Consider the following 22,811-nt stretch of genomic DNA (forward strand, 5'->3'; position numbering starts at 1 on the left):
TACGGTCGGCGCCGGCACCCACCCCCCGTCCGATCGGAGACCACCATGACCAGCACCCCCGCGAGCGGCGGCGTCAGCGGCCGGGTCGTCGTCGTCACCGGGGCGGCGTCCGGCGTCGGCCACGCGACCGCGGCGATGTTCCGCGACGCGGGCGACACGGTCTTCGGCCTCGACCTGCACCCGACGGTCCCCGAGGGCGTGACGTACGTCGAGTGCAACGTCGGCGACAAGGCCTCGGTCGACGCGGCGATCGCCACCTGCGCGGCGTCCGGGCGGATCGACGTGCTCGCGAACGTGGCCGGCATCGTCCAGTTCGGCCGGTTCGAGCAGATCACCGAGGCGGAGTTCGACCGCGTCCACGCCGTCGACCTCAAGGGCCCGTTCCTGACCATGCAGGCCGCGCTGCCGCACCTCAAGGCGTGCGGCGGCAACATCGTCAACGTGTCGTCGGTGGCCGGCCGGGTGCCGCAGCCCTACGCCACGGCGTACGCCGCCGCCAAGGGCGGGCTCACCACGCTCACCCAGGCGCTCGCCCTCGAGCTCTCGCCGGTCGGCATCCGCGTGAACGCGATCTGCCCCGGCACGGTGGACACCCCGATGGTCGCGCACGTCGCCAGCATCTTCCCCGCGGACCTCGAGCCGCGGCTGGCCGACCGGCTGCTCATGCAGCTCCCGGGCGCGGCCATCGCGCCGGCCGAGATCGCCGGGGCGATCCGCTACCTCGCCTCCCCGGAGGCCCGGATGATCACCGGTGCGGTGCTCGCCTTCGACGGCGGCATGAGCTGACTGCTTCTCGACTTCATGTCCGGGGATGAGGCCGCTGTCGTCGCACGTCGGCCGTTCGTGGCTAGGGCAGGGCGGCGACACCGCGACCAGATGTCTACGATTGACGGGCACCCCTCGGGTGCGTGCCGCGTTAGCTCAGATGGCAGAGCGTCGCCCTTGTAATGCGAATGTCGAGAGTTCGATTCTCTCACGCGGCTCTGTCGGCGCTGACTCGTACGGTTCCCGCATGTTCACGTGTCAGGGATGTGGCGCGGTCCTCGCCGGGCGCGCCTCGCGCGTCTTCTGCAGCAACGCGTGCCAGCGCGAGAAGGAGCGTCAGTTGCTCGTTTCGGCCTGGCTGGCGACGGGGATCGCTCACCCCGGCACGGGGCGTCACCATTACGTTCGTCGCTTCCTGCTCGAAGCGCAGGCTGGCTCATGTGCGCGGTGCGGGGTGCGGTCCGAATGGAACGGCGAGCCGCTTGCTTTCGTTCTCGACCATGTCGACGGCGACGCGGAGAACAACCGTCGCGAGAACCTACGGCTGGTCTGCCCGAACTGTGACTCCCAGCTGCCCACCTACAAGAGCCGCAATCGTGGGCGAGGGCGTCATGCTCGGCGCGAGCGCTACGCACGGGGCGAGTCGTACTGAGGTCACCGCCGACGCGTCACTTCTTCTTCGGCCCCTTGCCGGGTCCCTTGCCGGGCCCCTTGTCCTTGGGCGGCTTCGGCTCCTTGCCGGGCGCGGGCGGCGTGACCGCGGGGGTCGACGACGTCGTCGGGGCCGGCTCCGAGGTGGTCCCGCTGGGGGAGGCGTCGGTCGAGGGCGTGCCCGACGGCGACGTCCGGGCCGGGGTCGGGGTGGTGTCCGAGCCCGGGTCCGTGCCGCCGTCCGAGCCGGTCGAGGACGCGATGCCGGCCACGACGATGAGCAGCAGGATCGCGGCGCCGACGGCGGCGACGGGGCGCAGGTGCGGCGGCATCCGGCGCGCCGCGGCCGCGAGGGCTGCGGGCTGGCGGGCGAGGGCGTCGCCGGCACGGTCGATGGCCGAGGCGCCGCCAGCCGCGGACGCGGTCGGCACGGGTGTGGGCTGCGAGAGCAGCATCGTCCGGGTGGCCTCGTCGGGCACCGCCGCGACGGGGGCGGCGCCGGGCTCGGGCGCGTCGCGCAGCCGGGTGGCGACCTCGGCGGCCGAGGGGCGGTCGGCAGCCTCGCGCGCGGTCATCGAGGTGAGCAGGTCGCGCAGGTCGCCGGGCAGGTCCGCGGGCACGTCCGGCGGACGGTGCAGCCGTGCGAGGGCGGCCTCCGTCGGCGTGCCGGGGTAGGCCCGGACCGCCGTCAGCGTCTCCAGCAGCACCAGCCCGAGGGAGTAGACGTCGGCCGCCGGCGTGAGGTCCTCGCCGAGCACCTGCTCGGGGGAGAGGTACGCCGCCGTGCCGATCGCATGGCCCGTCTGGGTGTGCCGGACGGTGTCCCCGATGAGTCGCGCGATGCCGAAGTCGGCGAGCTTGACCCGGTCCCCTTCCCCGACGAGGACGTTGCCGGGCTTGACGTCGCGGTGGACCACCCCGCGCTCGTGGATGTAGGCGAGCGCGTCGGCGACCTGGGCGCCCAGGTCCCGGGTCCGGGCGGCGTCGAGCGGCTGCCGGTCGCAGAGGGCGCCGAGGGTCGGCCCCTCGACGAGCTCCATCACCAGGAACGGCCGCTCGTGCGTGATGCCGGCGTCCAGCACCATGACCAGGCCGGGGTTGTTGAGCCCGGCCAGGGTGCGTGCCTCGGCGGTGAACCGACGTCGGTCGGACTCGTCGCCGGTCGGGTCGCGCAGCACCTTGACCGCGACGCTGCGGCCCAGCAGCAGGTCCCGGGCGCGGTGCACGTCGGCCATGCCACCGCGCCCGAGGACGTCGCCGAGCTCGTAGCGGTCCGCCAGGACCTCGGGGTCGCTCATCGATGCCTCGTCGTCACGAGGCGACATCTTCCCAGACGGTCCGGCTCACTGCTCCGCGAGCATCGCCTTCATCCCCTCGACCTCGGCGGCCTGGCCCTGCGCGATGGATCGTGCGAGGGCGACGGAGTCGGCGTACTCGCCGTCCGCGACCTCGGTCTCGGCCATGGTGATCGCGCCCTCGTGGTGCTGGATCATCATCTGCAGCCACAGCGTCTCGAAGTCCGCGTCGGGCGCGTCCTCGAGCTGCTGCATCTCGTCGGCGGTCATCATCCCGGGCATCGAGCCGCCCATGTCCATCTCCTCGCCGCTGTCGGCGTGGCTGTGGTCGCGGCCGGTCTCCGGGACGGGCTGGTCCCAGTCCTTCAGCCAGCCGGCCATCTGCTCGATCTCGGGGCCCTGGGCGTCGAGGATCCGGCCGGCGAGCTTCTCGAACGCCGGGTCGAGGTCGCGCTTGTAGGTCAGGTCGACCATCGAGAGCGCCTGGGCGTGGTGCGGGATCATGTCGGTCGCGAAGGCGACGTCGGCGTCGTTGAAGGGCTGCGACGCGGGGATGGTGCTGCCGGCGCTGGAGTCGGCGGAGTCGTCGCCGCCGCAGGCGGTCAGGGCGAGCGCGGCGACGGTCAGGAGCGCGGCGAGGCGCGGTGCGTGCTTCATGGGGTGGTCCTGTCTGGTGTGTGGGGGCATGGCTGAGGGCGGTCGCTCGGGGCGACCGGCCGCTCAGCAGCGGTACACGGACAGGAGCGCGGGCGTCGGTGGGTCGGGGGCGCGGCTGCGCGGCGACGGTGCGCGCGCGGGGGCGAGCCGGGGGAGCGCCCAGGGAGTACGTCGGCCGGCCACCGCGACGACGTACGCCGCCAGCAGGCCGCCGAGCAGGATCGCCACGCACAGCGGCATCGCCATGCCGGCCATGCCGTCGTGCGACGCGGAGGCGGCCGCCTGGTGCGCGGTGGGGGCCGCCGCGTCGACGGCCCCGGAGGCCACGGAGGTCATGGCGGCCATCGGCGCCATCGCGTCGTGGGCGGCGTCGTGGTCGCCGAGCCCGTGCATCCCGAAGAGGCCGGCCACGACCAGGACGGGCGTGACCAGCGACCAGCGCAGGCGGGGCGTCACGCCCTCACGATACGGAGGCGGTCAACGCAGCCGGCGTACGTCGAAGGTGAGCGGCGGGGTCGCGATCGCGTCCTGGGCCGCGACCAGCTGGATCTCCCGGGTGCCGGCGGCGATCGTCGCCTCCAGCACCGCGAAGACCGACGACGTCGTCGCCGCGAGCGCCTCGGCCGGCGACCCGGTCGTGAGCAGGTGCGCGAGGTAGAGCGCCGCGGTCACGTCGCCGCACCCGTTCGGCGCGATCGGCAGCTGGGGGGTGGTGACGGCCCACGCGCCGTCGTCCGAGACGGCGACGACGTCCAGCGACCCGTCCGGCACCTGGTCGTGGAGGACGCTCGTCACGAGGACGTCGCGGGGCCCGCGGGCCCGGACCGCGTCGACCGCGGCCAGGACCTCGTCGAGGGTGGTCGTCGTCGTGCCGGCGAGGAAGTCGAGCTCGAAGTGGTTGGGTGTGAGGACGTCGGCGGCCGGCAGCACGGTGTCGCGCATGAACTCCGGGATGCCCGGTCGCACGAACATGCCGCGGCCCACGTCGCCCATGACGGGGTCGCAGCAGTAGACCGCGTCCGGGTTCAGCGACTTCACCCGCGCGACGGCGTCGAGGATCACCGCGCCCACCGCCGGGTCGCCCTGGTAGCCGGACAGCACGGCGTCCGCCTCGCCCAGGACGCCGCGGTCGCCGATGCCGGCGATCACCTCGGCGACGTCGGCGGCCGGCAGCAGCGGGCCGCGCCACGCGCCGTACCCCGTGTGGTTGGAGAAGTGCACGGTCAGCACCGGCCAGACCTCGTGGCCGAGGCGCTGCAGCGGGAAGACGGCGGCGGAGTTGCCGACGTGGCCGTAGGCGACCGAGGACTGCACGGACAGGATCTTCACGGGTCCCATCATCGCCCTCCCGGCGGTCCGGTCGGGCGCCGGTCGTCCCTGTACGCACAAACTAGAACGCGTTACAGTTATCCGGCGTGTGGTGGGCGCCACACCGGCTGAGACAGCACCGGACCGAGCACAGCGAGGGTGGACAGATGGCCAAGACGGGTCCGTACAGGAACGAGGCCGACTACGTCGTCGTCGGCTCGGGCAGCTCCGGGGCCGCGATCGCCGGTCGTCTGGCCCAGTCCGGGGCGAGCGTGATCGTCCTCGAGGCCGGCAAGAGCGACGACCAGTTCCTGGTGAAGAAGCCCGGGATGATCGGCCCGATGCACGCGGTGCCGCAGATCAAGGCCAAGGTCGACTGGGGCTTCTACTCCACGCCGCAGAAGCACCTGCTGGACCGGAAGATGCCGGTCCCGCGGGGCAAGGTGGTCGGCGGCTCGAGCTCGATCAACGGCATGGTCTACGTCCGCGGCAACCGGGCGAACTACGACTCCTGGGCGGCCGAGGGCAACACCGGCTGGGACGCGGACAGCGTCAACGGGGCGTACCAGCGCATGGAGGACTTCGAGGACGGCGCCAACGAGTACCGCGGCGCCGGCGGCCCGATCCGGATCACCCGCAACAAGACCCCGCAGGAGGGCACCCTCCACTTCATCCAGGCCACCGCGGACACGCTCGGCGTCAAGGTCCTCGACGACTACAACGGCGCCTCGCAGGAGGGCGTCAGCCGCATGCAGCAGAACGCCGCCGACGGGCTGCGCTACAGCGCGTCGCGCGGCTACCTCCACCACCTCGACGTCCCGACGCTGCAGCTGCAGTCGGAGGTGATGGTCACCCGGATCGTGATCGAGAACGGCCGCGCCACCGGGGTCGTCGTCACGGACAAGAAGGGCGGCACCCGCACCATCCGCGCGGGCAAGGAGGTCATCCTCTCGGCCGGCTTCGTCGGCTCGCCCCAGCTGCTGATGCTCTCCGGGATCGGTCACGCCCAGCACCTGCGCGACCACGGCATCACGCCGGTCGCGGACCTGCCGGTCGGCGACAACCTGCACGACCACATGTTCCACGCGCTGACCTTCCACGCGACCTCGTCGACGATGAAGGGCAACGCCTCGTTCTTCGCCAAGGGGCTGCTCAAGGAGATCACCCGCGGCGGCACGTTCCTGGCCAACTCGGTCTTCGAGTCCGTCGCGTTCCTGCGCACCTCGCAGGCCACGGACGTGCCCGACCTGCAGCTGCACCTGCTGCCGTGGTCGTACGTCTCCCCGAACCAGGACGCCCCGATCCGTCACGACGTGGACCCGCGTACGTCGATCACGCTGCTGTCGACGCTGATCTACCCCAAGAGCCGCGGCACGCTGCGGCTGGCGTCGCGCGACCCGCTGGCGACCCCGCTGATCGACTTTCAGTACCTCGCCGACCCGGCCGACCTCGAGGTGCTCGCCGAGGGCTCCGAGATGGTCCGCGAGATCATGGGCGGCGCCGCCATGGGCGGCCACGTCAAGGAGGAGATCCACCCCGGGAGCAAGCTCAAGGGCTCCGAGCTGCGCGACGCGATCCTCAACCGCGCGACGTCGGTCTACCACGGCGTCGGGACCTGCCGGATGGGTGTCGACGAGCTCGCCGTCGTCGGGCCGGACCTCAAGGTCCGCGGCATCGACGGGCTCCGGGTCTGCGACGCCTCGATCATGCCGTCGATCACCGGCGGCAACACCAACGCGCCCGCGATCATGATCGGCGAGCGCGGCGCCGACCTCGTCCTCGGAAGGGCCTGACTCCATGGCACAGCCCACGACCCTGCAGCGCCCCGCGTCGATCACCGACGCCTTCCTCCAGCAGCTCGTCGCCCGGGTGCCGTCCACCAGCGGCGGGACCTGGAAGCTCACCGAGGTCTACTCCGGTGAGGTCCTCGTCGAGCTGCCTCAGTCCACGCTGGCGGACATCGAGCAGGCCTTCGCCACCGCGCGCGCGGCGCAGCGGGAGTGGGCGGCCCGGCCGCTGTCGGAGCGGCTCGCCGTCTTCAAGCGTGCGCACTCGCTCTTCCTCGACAACGCCCAGACGACCACCGACCTGATCCAGGTCGAGAGCGGCAAGAACCGCCGGATGGCGATCGAGGAGACCTGCGACCCGCCGATGGTGATGAGCCACTACCTCAAGCGCGCGGCCAAGCTGCTCGCCCCGGTGAAGCGCGGCGGGCCGGTGCCGTTCGTCTCGACCTCGACCGAGATCCGCCAGCCCAAGGGCGTCGTGGGGATCATCGCGCCCTGGAACTTCCCCTTCGCGACCGGCATCTCGGACTCCATCTCCGCGCTCATGGCCGGCAACGCGATCGTGCTCAAGCCGGACAACAAGACGGCGCTCTCGCCGCTCTACGGCATCCAGATGCTCGAGGAGGCCGGGCTGCCGAAGGGGCTCTTCCAGGTGGTCTGCGGCGAGGGTCCGGACATCGGCCCGACGCTGATCGACAACGCCAACTACGTGATGTTCACCGGCTCCACGGCCACCGGGCGGGTGATCGGCGAGCGTGCCGGGCGCAACCTGATCGGCTGCTGCCTCGAGCTCGGCGGCAAGAACCCGATGATCGTGCTCGAGGACGCGGACCTCGAGGAGGTCGTCCAGGGCGCGCTGTTCGGGGCCTTCGGCAACACCGGCCAGATCTGCATGCACATCGAGCGGATGTACCTCCCGCGCTCGCGCTACGAGGAGTTCAGGGCGAAGTTCGTCGCCGCCACCGAGGCGCTGACCCTCGGGGCGTCGTACGACTTCGGTCCCGACGTCGGCTCGCTCGTCTCCGTCGAGCAGCGCGACCGGGTGCAGTCCCATGTCGAGGACGCCGTCGCCAAGGGGGCAAACGTGGTGACGGGCGGCAAGCCGCGCCCCGACCTCGGGCCGGCGTTCTTCGAGCCGACGATCCTCGAGGGCGTCACGCCGGACATGCTCGCCGGCTCCGTCGAGACCTTCGGGCCGGTGGTGGCGCTGTACGCCTACGACACCGTCGACGAGGCCGTCGCGCTCGCGAACGACACCGACTACGGCCTGAACGCCTCGGTCTGGGGCGGTGACCTCGCGAACGCCTGCCAGGTGGGCCGGCGCATCGAGTCCGGCAACGTGAACGTCAACGACATCCTGGCGACCGCGTTCGCGTCGAAGGGCACCCCGTCCGGTGGCGTCAAGCAGTCCGGCGTCGGCGCCCGCCACGGCGACCAGGGCCTGCTGAAGTACACCGACGTGCAGAACCTCGCCGTCCTCAAGAAGCAGGTGATGGGCGCGCGGCCCGGCCAGGACTACGACGCCTACGTCAAGGGGATGCTGGGCGGCCTGCGGATGATGCGCAAGACCCGCATCCGCTGACCGCGTGCGTCGGGTCGACGGGCGCCGGGGCGGCGTGCGCCGGGGTGGCGTCGGCGGGCCACCGTAGGGTCGACGCATGAGCGACATGGACTATCGCCCCCTGGGTGACTCGGGCCTGATGGTGAGCGCGGTCGGCATCGGCTGCAACGCGTTCAGCCGGCGCGTCGACCTCGACGGCGTACGCGACATCCTCAGCGCCGCGCGCGACGTCGGCGTCACGCTGCTCGACACCGCGGACGTGTACGGCGACCCCGCCGGCGGCAGCGAGTCGCTGCTCGGCGAGGCGCTGCAGGGTCAGCGCGACGAGTTCGTCGTCGCGACGAAGTTCGGCATGGACATGCGCGGTGCCAACGGCGCGGACCACGGCGTGCGCGGCTCGCGACGCTACGTGCGCCGGGCCGTCGAGGCCTCGCTGACCCGGCTCGGCACCGACCACATCGACCTCTACCAGCTGCACGTGCCGGACGAGGTGACGCCGATCGAGGAGACCCTCTCGGTGCTGACCGACCTGGTCCGCGAGGGCAAGATCCGCTACCTCGGCTGCTCGAACTTCGACGGCTGGCAGGTCGCCGACGCCGACTGGACGTCGCGGACGTCCGGGCTCGAGCGTTTCGTGTCCGTGCAGAACCGCTACTCGCTGCTCGACCGTGCGATCGAGGACGAGGTGGTCCCCGCGTGCGAGCAGTACGGCCTCGGCATCCTGCCGTTCTTCCCGCTCGAGTACGGCCTGCTCACCGGCAAGTACCGCCGCGGTCAGGGCGCTCCCGACGGCTCGCGGGCCGCCTTGGACCCGAGCCGTGCGCAGTGGCTGGAGCAGGCCGACTGGGACCGGATCGAGGCGGTCGAGGCGTACGCCGCGGCGCGCGACCTGTCCGTGCTGGACGTCGCGATCGCGGGGCTGGCCGCCCAGCCCGCCGTGTCGTCGGTGATCTCGGGGGCGACGTCCGGCGACCAGGTGCGTGCGAATGCCGCCGCCCTGCGCTGGGACCCCACCGAGGCCGACCTGGTCGAGCTGGACGAGCTCACCGCGTCGTAGCCGCCCGTCGGTTGGTCGGCTGGTCGGGGTGGGCGGCTCAGGCGACCTGCAGCGACCGCTTCGAGAGTCCGAGCCAGAAGCCGTCGATGACCTGGAGGCCGGGCTCGTCGGGCGTGGTGGCGGCGCCCAGCGTGACGAAGAGCGGCGTGTAGTGCTCGACGGTGGGGTGGGCGTAGGGCATGCCCGGGGCCTTGGTGGCGTACGCCGCGAGCTCGTCGACGTCGCCGCGCGCCATCGCCTCGCCGGCCCAGGCGTCGAAGTCCTTCGACCAGCCGGGGGCCGGTGCGTCGAGGCGGTAGTCGGTGAGGAACGGCAGCCCGTGGGTGAGGAAGCCGGAGCCGATGATGAGCACGCCCTCGTCGCGCAGCGGGCGGAGCCGCTCGCCCAGCTTCATCAGCCGGACGGGGTCGGAGGTCGGGAGCGACATCTGCAGGACCGGGATGTCGGCGTCGGGGTACATGATCCGCAGCGGCACCCAGGCGCCGTGGTCGAGCCCGCGGCTGGCGTGCTGGTGGACCGGCTCGGTGCTCGGCATCATCGCGGCGATGCGCGTGGCCAGCGCGGTCGCGTCGGGCGTCTCGTAGGTCATCCGGTAGTACTTCTGGTCGAAGCCGCCGAAGTCGTAGACCAGGGGCGCGCCGCTGGCGCTGAGGCTGACGGGTGCCGACTCCCAGTGCGCGCTGACGATGAGGATGGCCGTCGGGCGGGGGAGGTCGCCGGCCCAGGCGGCGAGCTGGCCGGACCAGGTGGGGTCGTCGAGGAGCGGCGGGGCTCCGTGGCCGATGTACAGGGCAGGCATGCGTGCGTTCACAACGACTCCAATGGTTTGATATTCAACTTTATTCCATCGGGAGCGACCAGTCCACTTCCGCACCGCCCTGCCGGACCAGCAGGGCGTTGACCGCGCTGAACGGCCGCGAGCCGAAGAAGCCGCGGTGCGCCGAGAGCGGCGACGGGTGCGGGGACTCGACGGCCGGGACGGGATCCAGCATCGGCTTCAGCTTGCGGGCGTCCGCGCCCCACAGGATGGCCGCGCACGGCCCACCCCGGGCGGCCAGCGCCGCGATGGCCCGCTCGGTGACCGGCTCCCAGCCGCGCCCGCGGTGGCTGTTCGAGTCGCCGGGCCGGACAGTCAGGGTCCGGTTCAGGAGCATCACCCCGCGGTCCGCCCAGGCGGTCAGGTCGCCGTGCCGCGGCGGCACGACACCGAGGTCGTCGCGCAGCTCGGAGTAGATGTTGACCAGGCTGGGCGGCAGCGGCCACACGTCCCGGCGTACGGCGAAGCTCAGCCCGATCGGGTGCTGCGGGTTGGGGTAGGGATCCTGCCCCACGATGAGCACGCGGACGTCCGCCAGCGGCCGCTGGAACGCCCGGAAGACCGACTCGCCGCTCGGCTGGTAGGGCCGCCCGGCGGCCAGCTCGTCGCGCAGGAACTGCCCCATCGTCGCGATCCGGTCCTCGACCGGCGCCAGCGCCTCGGCCCAGTCGGGGGCCATCAGCCGGCGGTCGACGAGGGTGGCGAGGGTGCTCATGACGTCACGCTAGCCGGGCCGTCCGTCGCGCTCACCGGCGGACTTTCCGGGGAAAGCTGTCACTTTCCGGGTGTTGCAACACCCGGAAAGCGCCAAATTCCCCGGATATCCGGGGAAATCGACAGCCCCTGTCACCGCCAGAACGCCCGCCGCGGCAGGTACGGCTTCCGCCCCCGCTCGCCGACCCAGACGTCGAGGACGGCGTGGTGGGCGGTGTCGCCGAAGAACGACTGGTTGGCGACCAGGACCCGGCGGCCGAGGAACGTCGCGGAGGAGGGGGTGTCGAAGGGGATCGACGAGCCGTTGTCGCCGTTGGCGGAGGCGTCGGGGAAGCGCCCGACCTCCGTCCCGGCCGCCGTCAGCTCGACGAGCTGGTTGGAGAGGCCGGCGTTCGAGACGTAGAGGTGGCCCGAGCGGGCGATCCCGAAGCCGTCCGGCAGGTCGCCGGGGTTCGAGGTCCACAGGGTCGACAGCGAGCCGGGGCGGCCCGAGCGCAGCAGCGGCAGGTGGTAGAGCTTGCCGTTCACGGGCACCGAGCCGTCGGTCGCGGTCGACTGCTGAGTGATCAGGAAGTCGCGGCGCCCGGGGCGGTAGACCAGCCCGGCGGTGCCGAACTCCGACCCGTCGAGCTCGGGCGAGGCGAACCAGATCCTCGGCTTCTGGGTCTTCCGGGGGATCTTCCAGATGACGGCCTGGCCGTAGTCGCTGACGTAGAGCGCCCCACCCGGGCCCCAGGTCGCGTAGTTCGGGATCGCGGGGTAGTCCGTCGCGTTGGGCGAGCAGTCCGGCGCCGTGGTCCCGGGCGAGCAGGTCGGCAGGTCGGGCAGCGTCGCCCAGCGGTGGAACCTCCCGGTGCGGGTGTCGAGCGTGCGCACCGACGCGGTCGACTTCTCGAGCAGGACGAGGCGGCCGCGACGGTCCTGGTTGGCGACCTGGACGCCGTGGTCCTCGGACAGCCTCTGGTGCGGCACCGTCCACGAGCGCAGCAGCGTGCCGCGCGAGGACCACTCGAAGACCCGCGAGTGCTGGGTGTCGCCCTGCGGGTTGGTGTAGGTGCCGGCGTACGCCCGGCCGTTGCGGTGCACGAAGACGTACGCCGGGTAGCCCGGCGCCGGCACGGCGGAGAACACGCGGGTGTCCCACTTCTCGCGGGCGGGTGCCGCGTCGGCGCCGGCGGGCGCACCGAGGGTCAGGCCGAGGCAGGCGGCTGCGGCGAGGGCGAGGATCCGCCTCACAGCTTGTCCAGGACCTCGACGGCGGCGCGCTCGCCCGAGCGCACCGCGCCGTCCATGTAGCCGGTCCAGTAGGTCGACGTCTCGGTCCCGGCCCAGTGCACGCGGCCGAAGGGGCGCCGGATGGCGGAGCCGAACTCGACCATGGTGCCGGGCGCGTAGTTCGCGACCGGGCCGCCGGTCGTCCACTTCTCCTTGGTCCAGTCGTGCTCGACGTACCCGATCGGCTCGAGCGCCTCGTCGCCGAACAGCGCGGCGAAGCCCTCGAGCACGGCCTTCTTGCGCTTGGCCTTGCTGAGCACGCCGTACTCCCGCCAGGTCGCGCCGCCGACGAACGCCAGGAGCACGCCCGGGCCGCCGGACTTCGGGGTGTTGTCGAAGACCGCGCGGCAGGCGCCCGCGTCGTTGAGACCGAAGCCGTTGAGGCCGGCGTCGCGCCAGAAGGGCTTCTCGTAGATCGCGTCGCACTTCATCAGCTGGCCCATGTCGAGGTGGCGCAGCAGCTCCTTGCGCCGGCGCGGGAGCCGGGGGAACCAGTCGATGTCGAGCACCAGCGGCGGGGGAGCGGCCACGATGACCCGCTTGGCGCGCACGGCGCCGCGGGCGGTGTGCACGATCGCGTGGCCGTCCTTCTGCTCGATCCGGTGGACCGGCGCGGAGAGCGCGACGATGTCGCCGAGCTTCGCGGCGAGCCGCAGCGGGATGAGCTGGGAGCCGCCGACGAAGCGGCGCTCCTGGGCGCCGTCGGCGGTGTCGGAGTTGCGCTCGAAGGTGCCGACGTTCTGCTCGTCGCCCGAGCAGGCGACGTACCAGAGCACGTAGAGGAAGGAGAGCTCGTTCGGGTCGGCGCCGAAGCCCGGCTGGGTCCAGCACTCGATGATGTTCTCCGTGCCGTCCTTGTTGGCGGCGTTCGCCCGGATCCACTCGCCGAAGGTCATCGCGTCCCACTCGGCCGCGCGCGGGTGCGTCCACGGGGCGTCGACCGGGATCTCGGCGGCGTACTGGTCGATCTGCATGAGCAGGTTGCCGGCGTCGGGGAGGATCGTCGGGTCCGGCGGGACGGTGCCGGTGTACTCCAGGCGGCCGGTCGTCGAGGAGACGTAGACCGAGCTGCCGGTGTTGTACTCCTTGAAGGTCGGGACCTTCATCTCCTTCGCGAGCCTCGCGATGTGGGTCTGGGTCGCGCCGATGAAGGCGCCGCCGGACTCGATCGTCTCGCCGTGGGTCCCCGGACCGCGCAGGTGGTGGTTGAGCACCCGGCCGCCGACCCGGTCGCGCGCCTCGACCAGGAGGACGTCGTGGCCCTTGCGGGCGACCTTGCGGGCCGCGACCAGGCCGGAGATGCCGCCGCCGACGACGACCACGTCGACCTTGCGGGGGAGTCGGCCCTGCAGCGAGCCGGCCGCGTCGGCGGGCGCCGCGAAGGCGCCGGTGCCGAGGGCGAGGCCGCCCAGGGATACGCCGCCGAGGAGGGTACGGCGGGCGACGGAGGTCGTGCCCGCGCCCGGCGCGGTGGTGGGGGTGCTGAGCGGGGACTGCTGGGTCATGTCGGCTCCACGGTGTTGATCCGGACCGGTGGTCCAGAGGGGGCGTTCCCGAGAGAAGATGAACATGTGTCAGATTCCGGTTCTTACTCTACACTCGATCCCATGCCTGCGGTACGGACCCCGAATTCCCCCCCGAAGCGACGGGTCCCGCGGCAGGAGCGCAGCCGCCGCCGCGTCGAGGGTCTCCTCGACGCGGCGGCCCGGCTGGTCGTCGACCACGGCGTGGAGTCGCTGACCACCCGCGACATCGCCGAGGCCGCCGGTGCGCCGGTCGCCTCGCTCTACCAGTACTTCGCCGACAAGGAGGACCTCCTCCTCGCCCTCGCGCAGCGCGACATGGAGGAGATGGACGCCCAGGTCGTGGAGGACCTGGCCGGCATCGAGGAGCTCACCGTCGCCACGCTGGTGCGCACCACGATGCTGGCGTTCGTGTCGGTCTACCACCGCCGCCGGGCCTTCGTCGAGATCTATCTCCGCGGTCGCAGCAACCCGTCCGTCAACCAGTTCGGCCGCGAGCACAACGCCCGGGTCGCCGCGGACCTGCACGCCTACGCCCTCGACGCCGGGCTGGCCGGCCCGGACCTCACCCCCGCGATGGCCGTGCTGGCCGTCGAGGTCGGCGACCGGGTCTTCCAGCTGGCCTTCGAGCACGACGCCGAGGGCGACCCCGTCCTGATCGAGGAGGGCATCACGATGGTGACGTCCTACCTCGAGCGCTACGCCACCCCCGCCGGGCTCACCGGCGTCCGACCGTGACGACGGCGTACGACGGCGCGCGCGACGCGGTCGCTGCGGCGTCCCGCCGGCTGGCCGATGCGGGGCTGCTGGTCGGCACCGCCGGCAACGTCTCGGTGCGCGGCGACGGCTGGGTGGCGGTCACCGCCACCGGGGTCGTCCTGGCCGACTGCACCGCCGAGCACGTCAGCGTCGTCGCGGACGACGGCTCCCTCCTCGCGGGCACGCTCGCGCCCACGTCCGAGCTGGCGCTGCACCAGGGGGTGTACCGCACCACCGCCACGGGGGCGGTGGTGCACACCCACGCGCCGTTCTCGACCGCCGTCGCCTGCGTGCTCGACGAGCTGCCGGTGCTGCACTACCAGCAGCTCCTGCTCGGCGGGGCGATCGCCGTGGCGCCGTACGCCACCTTCGGCAGCGACGACCTCGCCGCCCACGTCCGCGACGCGCTCGCCGGGCGGCAGGCGGCCCTGATGGCCAACCACGGGTCCGTCGCGGTCGGCGCCGACCTCGACGCGGCCGTCGAGCACGCGCTGCTGCTCGAGTGGCTCTGCCAGCTGCAGCACCGGGCCAGCGCCCTCGGCACGCCGCGCGTGCTCACCGAGGCCCAGCAGACCGACGTCATCGAGGCGGCGATCCGCCTCCGCTACGGGACCACCCAGGAGAACCCCACATGAGCACCATGAAGATCGCCACCGTCGGCGTGCACGTCCTCGACACCCACGTGATCGGCATCGAGTCGATCCCCGACGGCTCCGACGGCCAGCTCGTGGAGACGATCCGGTTCTCGCCGGCCGGCACGGCGGGTGGGACGGCGATCGTGCTGAGCCGGCTCGGTGCCGAGGTGCTGAGCTTCGGGGCGGTCGGCACCGACCCGATCGCCACTAGCCTGCTGGCGATGCTCGAGGCCGAGGGCGTCGCGACGGCCGGCCTGGTCCGCAAGGCCGAGCACCAGACGTCCGCCTCGGTGATCCCGGTGCGCCCGAACGGCGACCGCCCCGCCTGGCACTGCATCGGGGCGAACGGCGCCTTCACCCCCGAGGACCTCCCGCTGACCGCGCTCGACGGCATCACCCACCTGCACCTGGGCGGGCCGGAGTTCCTCGGCGGCCCGGCCGCGGGCGAGCTGCTCGCCCACGCGCGCTCGATCGGGGCGACCACGTCGGTCGACGTGCTGGCGCCCGGGGACCCCGACCTGCTGGCCTGGATCCAGGACGCCTTCCCCCACACCGACTACCTCCTGCCGAACGACGAGCAGGTGCTCGGCTTCACCGGCGCCGCCTCGCTCGAGGAGGGCGCCCGCGCGCTGGTCGCGCTCGGCGTCGGCTGCGTCGCCGTCACCCAGGGCGCCGAGGGTGCGCTGGTGGTCACCGCCGACGAGACGATCGAGGTGCCGGCGTACCCCGTCGACGTCGTCGACACCACCGGCTGCGGCGACGCCTTCTCGGCCGGCTTCCTCCGCGGCCTGTCGCTCGGCCGCTCGCCCCGCGAGGCCGCCCAGCTCGGCTGCGCCACCGCCGCCCAGGTCGCCCAGGGCCTCGGCACCGACCACGGCTCCTACGACCTCGCCTCCGTCGACGAGTTCCTCGCCTCGTCCTGAGCGGGCTCGCCTCCCCAGGACGTCATACGGGCGGTGCAGCCGCTTGCTCCCTCCGTATGACGTCCCAGCGGGACGTCAGCGACGGGTGGGGGTGCTGAGGCGGCCGAGGAACGCGACCAGCAGCGCCTCGCGCATCGCGGGCGACGCGACGTCGAGCATCGCGTTGACCTCGGCCATCCGCTCGGGCAGCGCCAGGCCACCGGAGCCGGCGCCACCAGCCTCACCCACCAGCCCCGACGCCGCGAGCAGCCCGTCGAAGTCGGCGTCGGAGAGCGTCGCGGGGTCCAGCGCCGCGATGTACGCCGCCACGTCGGGGTCCACGGTGACCGGACCGGCCGCCACGGCAGCGGCCACCGCGTCCGCGAGCGCCGCGAGGAACTCGTCGACCAGCGGCAGGGTCGCCGCGCTCACCGAGAGGTGGACGGTCGGGGGCTGGCCGGCGTACGACATCTGGGGCTGGACGTACCACCCGCGCGCGGCCATCTCGTCGCACACGGTGAACGCGTCGCAGGTCGCGTCGGTCGCCATCGCGACCAGGGTCGAGTCGGGGGAGACGACCAGGCGCAGCGGCGCGAGCCCCGCCTCCGACGCGAGGCCCGCGACGATGCGGTCCACCGCCTCGAACACGTCGCGGGTCAGCCGCTCGTAGCCCGCGTCGCCCAGCGTCTGCACCACGGCCCAGGCGCCGGCCAGCGGCCCGCCGGACTTCGTGGACTGCATCGTGGAGTTCAGCATCGTGTAGCCCGGCCACCCGGCCGCCGCGAAGAACTGCGGCCGCCGCTGCGCGGCCGTCCGGTGCAGCAGCAGCGAGGCGCCCTTGGGGGCGTAGGCGTACTTGTGCAGGTCGACCGAGATCGAGGTGACGCCCTCGACGGCGAAGGTCCACGGCGGCACCGCGCGCCCGAGCCGGGCGGCGTAGGGCAGCACCCACCCGCCGATGCACGCGTCGACGTGGCACCGGATGCCCCGGGCCGCGGCCATCGCGGCGAGCTCGGTGACGGGGTCCACCACGCCGTGGGCGTACGACGGCGCGCTGGTCACCACGAGCACGGTCCGCTCCGGTGCCTCGTCGACCGCCGCCGTCATGGCGGCGACGTCGGCGCGGAAGTCGGCACCGACGGGGACCAGCACCAGCTCGACGCCGAAGTAGTGGGCGGCCTTGTGGAAGGCGGCGTGCGCGGTGTCCGGCGCGACCATCCGCGGACGGGTGACCTCGGGCCGGGCGTCGCGCGCGGACTGCACCGCGAGCAGCACCGACTCGGTGCCCCCCGAGGTGGCCGTGCCGACCGCGCCGGGCGGGGCGTCGAGCAGGTCGCACGCGAAGCCGACGAGGTCGTTCTCCATCGTCAGCAGGCTGGGGAACGCCGTGGGGTCGAGGCCGTTCGACCCGGCGAACTGCGCCACCGCCGCACGCCCCACCGCGTCGACCTCGGCCAGCCCGGAGTCGTAGACGTAGGCGAGGGTGCGGCCGCCGTGGACCGGCAGGTCGCCCGCCTGGAGCTCGCGGAGACGGGCGGTCAGGTCGGTCATGAGACCCCTTCGGTCGTGGGTGCGGAGGAGCCGGGCGAAGAGCCGGACGGGGAGCCGTCCACCGCGCCCGCGTCGAGCGCGTAGCGCCGCAGCCAGAGCAGGCTCAGCAGCGTGAGGGCGGTCGGCAGCAGCGAGAAGCCGACGACGATCGCGGCGACGGCCGAGCCGGGCTGGGCGACGTCGCCGTCGGTGGATGAGCGGTAGCCGCCCAGCGCCAGGGCGAGCGCGAAGACGCCGGGGCCGAGCGCGAGCCCCAGCGTCTCGCCCGCGGTCCAGACGCCGGTGTAGACGCCGGCCCGGTTGGAGCCGGTGCGGCGCGCGTCGACCGCGGCCGCGTCGGGCAGCATCGCCAGCGGGAAGACCTGGCACCCGGCGTACCCGACCCCGACGAGCACCACGGCCGCGAACACGACCGCGGGCGGGGCGGTCCGGGCCGTGACCGCGAGCAGGGCGCCCGCGGCGAGGACGAGCGAGGACAGGACGTAGCCGCGCTTCTTGCCGACCCGCTCGCCGACCCGCGCCCACACCGGCGTCAGCAGCAGCGCCGGCCCGACGAAGCAGACGAACAGGATCGTGGCGGCGCCCTTGCGCTCGAGCACGTCGCTGGCGAGGTAGTCGACGCCGGCGAGCATGCAGCCGGTCGCGAGCGCCTGGATGACGAACGTCGTGAGCAGCAGCCGGAAGTCCCGGGCGGTGGCGACGATCCGCAGCTGGTCGCGCAGCGAGCCGGCCCCCGGCTCCGTGCGGCCGACCGGCGCGTGGCGGGTGCCGCGGTAGGCGCTGACGACCCCGACCAGGATCACCAGCGCCATGGCGACGCCCATGATCCGGTAGCCCGCCCGGCCGCCGACGGCGTCGCGGATCACCGGGGCGGTCGCGCCCGCGAGCATGATCGTGAAGGCGAGGATCGCCACCCGCCAGGTCATCAGCCGGGTGCGCTCGTCGTACGACGACGTCATCTCCGCCGGCATCGACACGAACGGCACCTGGAAGAAGGCGTACGCCGTCGCGCAGGCCAGGAACATCACGAGCACCCACGCGGCCTCGGCGACGCGCCCCATCTCCGGGGCGGCGAACAGCAGCGCGAAGCCGAGCGCCAGGGCGATCCCGGCGCGCAGCAGCCACGGGCGGCGCGGGCCCCGCGGGTCAACCGTGCGGTCGCTGATCCGGCCCGCGACCGGGTTGAGGACGACGTCCCACGCCTTCGGCAGGAACACGATGAACCCGGCCGCGAGGGCCGCGATCCCGAGGCTGTCGGTGAGGTAAGGCAGGAGCATCAGCCCCGGGACCGTGCCGAACGCCCCGGTCGCCACGGACCCCGAGCCGTAGCCGATCCGGACGCCGCGGCTGAGCTGGTCGGTGGCGGGCATGCAGGGAGGCTAGCGGCGCCGGACCCGCCGGTCAGCGAGACAGCGCGCGCGACCCGCCGGAGCCGTAGCGGCGCGACGGGTTGGACCCGATCTTGTCGGGCGCGGCCTTCCGGACCGGCGCCTTCCTCGCTGCCGCCTTCTTGGTCGGCGCCTTCTTCGCGGGGGCGGCCTTCTTGGTGGCGGCCGCCTGCTTGGCAGGAGACTTCGTGGCGGGGGCCTTCTTCGCGGCCGCCTTCTTCGTCGCCGCCTTCTTCGTCGCGACCTTCTTCGCTGCCGGGACGACCTTCTCCACGGCGGCCTTCTTGGCGGCCGGGCTCTTCCTGGCCGTACGCCGGGTGCGGACCGCCGGGGCGGGCAGCGTCTCGCCCTCGGCGTCGGAGGACCACTGGCTGATCCACTCGTCCATCACCGCCCAGGTGCTGTTGCGGGCGGAGCGGCCGGTGAGCATGCCGAGGTGGCCGCCGGGGACGATCTCGAAGCGGACCTCCTTCGCCCCCTTCAGCAGCGGCACCACGGCCTTGACCGCGGCGACCGGGGCGATGCCGTCGGTCGATCCTGCGAAGACCAGGACCGGAGCCTTGATGTTGGCCACCGAGATGGTGCGGTCGCCGAACTCGATGGCGCCGGTGACGAGCGCGTTGCCCTTCACGAACCGGTGGTAGAGCTGCCCGAACGTGCGGCCGGGGTAGGCGATCATGTTGTCCATGAAGCGGTCCACCGCCTCGAGCTGCGCCAGGAAGTCGGTGTCGTCGAGGTGGCTGGCCACGGCCAGCGGCTTGGTGACGAGCTTCTGGAAGGACGACAGCTGGAAGGCCCAGCGCACCAGCGGCTTCGGGGCGCCGCCGAGCGCCTGGTAGGTCCGGGTGATGCCCTTGCCGGGCGCGATGTTCAGCAGCGGCCGCAGCGGCGCGACCATCGGCACCAGCTTCACGTCGAAGGGTGACCCGACGGCGGTGACGGAGGCGATCGGCAGGTCCGGGCGGTCCGCGGCCGTGAGCAGCGTGAAGATCCCGCCGAGGCTCCAGCCGACCACGTGCACCGGCCTGCCGCCGGCGTGCGCGGACGCCTCGAGGATCGCGGCGGGCACGACCTCGTCGATCCAGTGCTCCATGCCGAGGTTGCGGTCCTTGAAGGAGACCTGGCCGTACTCGACGAGGTACGTCGGGCGGCCGGCGCCCACGAAGTGCTCGACCAGCGAGCACCCGCGGCGCAGGTCGAAGCACAGGGCCGGCGCGGCCAGCGGCGTGACCAGGAGGACGGGGTCGCCCTGCTCCTTGACCTTGGCCGAGGGCCGGTAGTGGTAGAGCTCGCGCAGCATGCCCTCGTCGATGAGGGTGCGGGGCATCGGGCGGAGATCGGCCAGTCCGCCGTACAACATCTTGTGCGCGACGTTGCTGGCAGCAGAGACGACCTGATCGGGCTTCGGGATCAGATCCATGGACGCAAGTTACCGGAGAGTCGGGTGCAGCGGAGCGCTCCGCCACGTTGTCCTGCCCACACCGGCCGCACCGGCCCGGGTCAGGAGCGCTTGGCGGGCCGCACGGACTTGCCGTGCGAGGGGCGGACGGCGGCCAGCTCCTCGAGGAAGGCGTCGGCCCAGGCCGCGACGTCGTGCTGCAGGACCTGCTTGCGCATCGCCTTCATCCGGCGGGTCAGGTCGCGCTCGTCGGCGGCGAACGCCTCGAGCAGCGCGGCCTTCATGCCGTTGATGTCGTAGGGGTTCACCAGCCAGGCCTGGCGCAGCTCCTCGGCCGCGCCGGCGAACTCGGAGAGCACCAGGGCGCCGTCGCTGTCGAAGCGGCAGGCGACGTACTCCTTGGCGACGAGGTTCATGCCGTCGCGGAACGGCGTGACGACCATGATGTCGGCGGCGCGGTAGAGCGCCGCCATCTCCTCGCGCGGGTAGGAGGAGTGCAGGTAGGAGATCGCGGGCTTGCCGATCTTGCCGAGGTCGCCGTTGATGCGGCCGACGAGGCGGTCGATGTCGTCGCGCAGGATGCGGTACTGCTCGACGCGCTCGCGCGACGGCGTCGCCACCTGGACGAAGACCGCGTCCTCGACGTCGAGCCGGCCGTCGGCGATCAGCTCGCTGAAGGCGCGCAGCCGCGACAGGATGCCCTTGGTGTAGTCGAGCCGGTCGATGCCCAGGAACACCTTGCGCGGGTTGCCGAGCGCGGCCCGGATCTCGGCGGCGCGCTCGGTGACCGCCTCGGAGCGGGCCAGCTCCTCGAAGCCGGCCGCGTCGATCGAGATCGGGAAGGCGCCGGCGCGGACCGTGCGGCCGTCGGGCAGGTAGACCAGGTCGCGGTGCGTCTTGTGGCCGACCCGCTGGCGGACCAGGCGGACGAAGTTCTGCGAGCCGCCGGCGAGCTGGAAGCCGACGAGGTCGGCGCCGAGGAGGCCCTCGAGGATCTGGCGGCGCCACGGCAGCTGCTGGAAGAGCTCGGCCGGGGGGAACGGGATGTGGAGGTAGAACCCGATGCGCAGGTCTGGCCGCAGGTCGCGGAGCATCTGCGGGACCAGCTGGAGCTGGTAGTCGTGGACCCACACCGTGGCGCCCTCGGAGGCCAGCTCGGCGGCCTTCTCGGCGAAGCGCCGGTTGACCGAGACGTAGGAGTCCCACCACTCGCGGTGGAAGGCCGGCTTGGCCACGACGTCGTGGTAGAGCGGCCACAGGGTGGCGTTCGAGAAGCCCTCGTAGAAGTTCTCGATCTCGTCGGGGCTCATCGTCATCGGGACCAGGTCGAGGCCCTCGAACTCGAAGCGCTCGAGGTCCTGCTCGGTGCCGCCCGGCCAGCCGATCCAGACGCCGTCGTTGGCCCGCAGGACGGGCTCGATCGCGGTGACCAGGCCGCCCGGCGACGTGCGCCAGCCGGGGGTACCGTCGGGCAGGGTCACCCGGTCGACCGGCAGCCTGTTGGCGACGATGACGAGGTCGGACGATCCGGTGGAGGGCACGGCCCAACCCTAGGCGCTGGCCCTGACACCCACCCCGCCCGAGGGGGTGGGGTGGCGGTCAGCCCGCGTCGGCGGCGTACCGCACGCCGATCTGGGCCCGCACGTCGTCCATCTGCCGCATCAGCGTGAGCGTCTGGGCGTGCGGCACCAGCGGACTCTCGCGCAGGCCCTCGGCCAGGCAGCGCTGCACCTCGACGGCCTCGTTGCCGTAGCCGGAGCCGATGACCGGCTCGTCGCCCTCGATGCGCACCGGCTCGCCCAGCCCGACGTCGTCGTTGGAGCCGCCGTCGTCGAACGGCGTGAACAGCGCGTACGCCGGGTGGTGGAAGTCCTCGAGGGTGATCCGGCCCCGGTCGGTCGCGATCGCGGCGGCGCGCGAGGACCACGACGTCATCGACGCGGTCATCGTGGCGACCGCGCCGCCCGGGTAGCGCCCCACCACGGCGACGTCGAGGTCCGCCCCGGCCTCGGACAGGACCGCGGTCGCCCGGAGCTCCTCGGCCTCGCCGAGCAGCAGGTGCGCCAGCGTGAGCGGGTAGATCCCCATGTCCAGGAGCGCGCCCGCGCCCAGCGCCGGGTCGAGCATCCGGTCGGTCGGGGCGGCGTCCACGCGGAAGCCGAGCTCCGCGTGCAGCTGGCGCGGCGTCCCGAAGCGCCCGTCGGCGAGGTCGCGGCGCAGGCGGCGGACGACCGGGTGGCAGGCGGTCCACATCGCCTCCATCAGGAAGCGGTCGTGCTCGCGGGCGAGCGCGACCATCGCCTCGGCGTCCGCGGTGGTGAGCGTCAGCGGCTTCTCGCAGAGCACGTGCTTGCCGGCCGCGAACGCCAGCGCCGCGTGCTCGAGGTGCAGGGAGTGCGGGCTGGCGACGTACACGACGTCGACGTCGGGGTCCTCGACCAGCGCCTCGTAGGAGGAGTGCGCCGTGCGGGCGCCGTGCTCGGCGGCGAAGGCCTGCGCGGACTCCTCGCGGCGCGAGCCGACCGCGGCCAGCTCGGCGCCGGGCACCAGGGCGAGGTCGCGGGCGAAGCTGTGGGCGATCTTGCCGGTCGCGAGGATGCCCCAGCGGGTGGGGGAGGAGCCGGCCCCGGGTGTCGTCTGCGTCATGGTGGCGAGCCTAGGGGTGGTGGCCCCGGCGCGGGCCCCGCGAGTCGCGCCCGCGACTCGCCGGATGCGAATGACATCCGTGTGGTTCGTCGCCTACAGTGGTCCCACCACCACACATTCC

General features: G+C 72.8%; 21 protein-coding genes and 1 tRNA gene. 9 read left to right on the top strand and 13 right to left on the bottom strand.

Features of this window, described 5'->3' with window-relative positions; all coding sequences use genetic code 11:
• The first annotated feature begins 45 nt into the window (after positions 1-45).
• The 3 genes from H5V45_RS14885 to H5V45_RS14895 all read left to right on the top strand — a co-directional run bounded on the left by H5V45_RS14885 (position 46) and on the right by H5V45_RS14895 (position 1,417).
• The gene (locus H5V45_RS14885) at positions 46-786 is read left to right on the top strand and encodes an SDR family NAD(P)-dependent oxidoreductase (RefSeq protein ID WP_185253649.1); all 741 of its coding nucleotides are present in this window, start codon (positions 46-48) and stop codon (positions 784-786) included.
• Positions 787-910: 124 nt separating this feature from the next.
• Positions 911-983: transfer RNA gene (locus H5V45_RS14890), tRNA-Thr, on the top strand.
• A 29-nt stretch (positions 984-1,012) separates the two neighbouring features.
• On the top strand, positions 1,013-1,417 hold the full coding sequence (locus H5V45_RS14895; RefSeq protein ID WP_185253650.1) for an HNH endonuclease family protein: 405 nt from the start codon (positions 1,013-1,015) through the stop codon (positions 1,415-1,417).
• Between the two features lie 16 nt (positions 1,418-1,433).
• Here H5V45_RS14895 and H5V45_RS14900 read toward each other — a convergent pair whose 3' ends face one another.
• The 4 genes from H5V45_RS14900 to pdxY form a co-directional block, all read right to left on the bottom strand.
• Entirely contained in the window at positions 1,434-2,714 is a 1,281-nt protein-coding gene (locus tag H5V45_RS14900; protein WP_185253651.1) for a serine/threonine-protein kinase, read from the bottom strand.
• A 45-nt stretch (positions 2,715-2,759) separates the two neighbouring features.
• Complete coding sequence (locus H5V45_RS14905) at positions 2,760-3,368, bottom strand: DUF305 domain-containing protein (protein ID WP_185253652.1); 609 nt, start codon at positions 3,366-3,368, stop codon at positions 2,760-2,762.
• Positions 3,369-3,431: 63 nt separating this feature from the next.
• Entirely contained in the window at positions 3,432-3,824 is a 393-nt protein-coding gene (locus H5V45_RS14910) for a DUF6153 family protein (RefSeq protein WP_185253653.1), read from the bottom strand.
• Positions 3,825-3,845: 21 nt separating this feature from the next.
• On the bottom strand, positions 3,846-4,697 hold the full coding sequence (gene pdxY, locus H5V45_RS14915) for a pyridoxal kinase PdxY (protein WP_185253654.1): 852 nt from the start codon (positions 4,695-4,697) through the stop codon (positions 3,846-3,848).
• 146 nt (positions 4,698-4,843) lie between these two features.
• Here pdxY and H5V45_RS14920 point away from each other — a divergent pair, with 146 nt between their 5' ends.
• The 3 genes from H5V45_RS14920 to H5V45_RS14930 all read left to right on the top strand — a co-directional run bounded on the left by H5V45_RS14920 (position 4,844) and on the right by H5V45_RS14930 (position 9,081).
• Positions 4,844-6,469, top strand: a complete 1,626-nt coding sequence (locus H5V45_RS14920; protein ID WP_185253655.1) for a GMC family oxidoreductase — start codon at positions 4,844-4,846, stop codon at positions 6,467-6,469.
• 4 nt (positions 6,470-6,473) lie between these two features.
• Complete coding sequence (locus tag H5V45_RS14925) at positions 6,474-8,045, top strand: succinic semialdehyde dehydrogenase (RefSeq protein WP_185253656.1); 1,572 nt, start codon at positions 6,474-6,476, stop codon at positions 8,043-8,045.
• Between the two features lie 76 nt (positions 8,046-8,121).
• Positions 8,122-9,081 (top strand): aldo/keto reductase, encoded by a 960-nt coding sequence (locus tag H5V45_RS14930; RefSeq protein WP_185253657.1) that lies wholly within the window; start codon positions 8,122-8,124, stop codon positions 9,079-9,081.
• 37 nt (positions 9,082-9,118) lie between these two features.
• On the opposite strand, the gene H5V45_RS14935 is transcribed toward H5V45_RS14930, so the two are convergent.
• The 4 genes from H5V45_RS14935 to H5V45_RS14950 form a co-directional block, all read right to left on the bottom strand.
• Positions 9,119-9,880 carry a dioxygenase family protein gene (locus H5V45_RS14935; RefSeq protein ID WP_185253658.1) on the bottom strand — a complete coding sequence of 254 codons (762 nt, stop codon included), beginning with the start codon at positions 9,878-9,880 and terminating at the stop codon, positions 9,119-9,121.
• Positions 9,881-9,920: 40 nt separating this feature from the next.
• A complete protein-coding gene (locus tag H5V45_RS14940; protein WP_185253659.1) occupies positions 9,921-10,613 on the bottom strand; it encodes a uracil-DNA glycosylase in 693 nt (230 codons plus the stop codon).
• Positions 10,614-10,744: 131 nt separating this feature from the next.
• A complete protein-coding gene (locus tag H5V45_RS14945; protein ID WP_185253660.1) occupies positions 10,745-11,848 on the bottom strand; it encodes an SMP-30/gluconolactonase/LRE family protein in 1,104 nt (367 codons plus the stop codon).
• A complete protein-coding gene (locus tag H5V45_RS14950) occupies positions 11,845-13,392 on the bottom strand; it encodes a flavin monoamine oxidase family protein (protein ID WP_185253661.1) in 1,548 nt (515 codons plus the stop codon). The genes H5V45_RS14945 and H5V45_RS14950 overlap by 4 nt, the downstream gene beginning before the upstream one ends.
• Positions 13,393-13,494: 102 nt before the next feature.
• Between H5V45_RS14950 and H5V45_RS14955 the strand changes: the two genes are divergently transcribed.
• Genes H5V45_RS14955 through H5V45_RS14965 form a run of 3 tightly spaced genes read left to right on the top strand, consistent with a single transcriptional unit; the run spans position 13,495 to position 15,727 of the window.
• Positions 13,495-14,148 carry a TetR/AcrR family transcriptional regulator gene (locus H5V45_RS14955; protein WP_185253662.1) on the top strand — a complete coding sequence of 218 codons (654 nt, stop codon included), beginning with the start codon at positions 13,495-13,497 and terminating at the stop codon, positions 14,146-14,148.
• Positions 14,145-14,804 carry a class II aldolase/adducin family protein gene (locus tag H5V45_RS14960; RefSeq protein WP_185253663.1) on the top strand — a complete coding sequence of 220 codons (660 nt, stop codon included), beginning with the start codon at positions 14,145-14,147 and terminating at the stop codon, positions 14,802-14,804. Before H5V45_RS14955 ends, H5V45_RS14960 begins: the two co-directional genes overlap by 4 nt.
• On the top strand, positions 14,801-15,727 hold the full coding sequence (locus H5V45_RS14965; RefSeq protein WP_246415910.1) for a carbohydrate kinase family protein: 927 nt from the start codon (positions 14,801-14,803) through the stop codon (positions 15,725-15,727). The genes H5V45_RS14960 and H5V45_RS14965 overlap by 4 nt, the downstream gene beginning before the upstream one ends.
• Before the next feature lie 75 nt (positions 15,728-15,802).
• On the opposite strand, the gene H5V45_RS14970 is transcribed toward H5V45_RS14965, so the two are convergent.
• The 5 genes from H5V45_RS14970 to H5V45_RS14990 form a co-directional block, all read right to left on the bottom strand.
• A complete protein-coding gene (locus H5V45_RS14970) occupies positions 15,803-17,257 on the bottom strand; it encodes a pyridoxal phosphate-dependent decarboxylase family protein (protein ID WP_185253664.1) in 1,455 nt (484 codons plus the stop codon).
• Entirely contained in the window at positions 17,254-18,627 is a 1,374-nt protein-coding gene (locus tag H5V45_RS14975) for an MFS transporter (RefSeq protein WP_185253665.1), read from the bottom strand. The genes H5V45_RS14970 and H5V45_RS14975 overlap by 4 nt, the downstream gene beginning before the upstream one ends.
• Before the next feature lie 31 nt (positions 18,628-18,658).
• Positions 18,659-20,065, bottom strand: a complete 1,407-nt coding sequence (locus H5V45_RS14980) for an alpha/beta fold hydrolase (protein WP_221634020.1) — start codon at positions 20,063-20,065, stop codon at positions 18,659-18,661.
• Between the two features lie 80 nt (positions 20,066-20,145).
• Positions 20,146-21,585: a trehalose-6-phosphate synthase gene (locus H5V45_RS14985; RefSeq protein ID WP_185253666.1), complete on the bottom strand. Its 1,440-nt coding sequence runs from the start codon at positions 21,583-21,585 to the stop codon at positions 20,146-20,148.
• Positions 21,586-21,643: 58 nt separating this feature from the next.
• Positions 21,644-22,690, bottom strand: coding sequence for a Gfo/Idh/MocA family protein (locus H5V45_RS14990; protein WP_185253667.1), 1,047 nt, complete (start codon positions 22,688-22,690; stop codon positions 21,644-21,646).
• Positions 22,691-22,811 lie beyond the last annotated feature (121 nt).

The organism is Nocardioides luti (assembly GCF_014212315.1).
GTDB classification, from domain to species: domain Bacteria; phylum Actinomycetota; class Actinomycetes; order Propionibacteriales; family Nocardioidaceae; genus Nocardioides; species Nocardioides luti.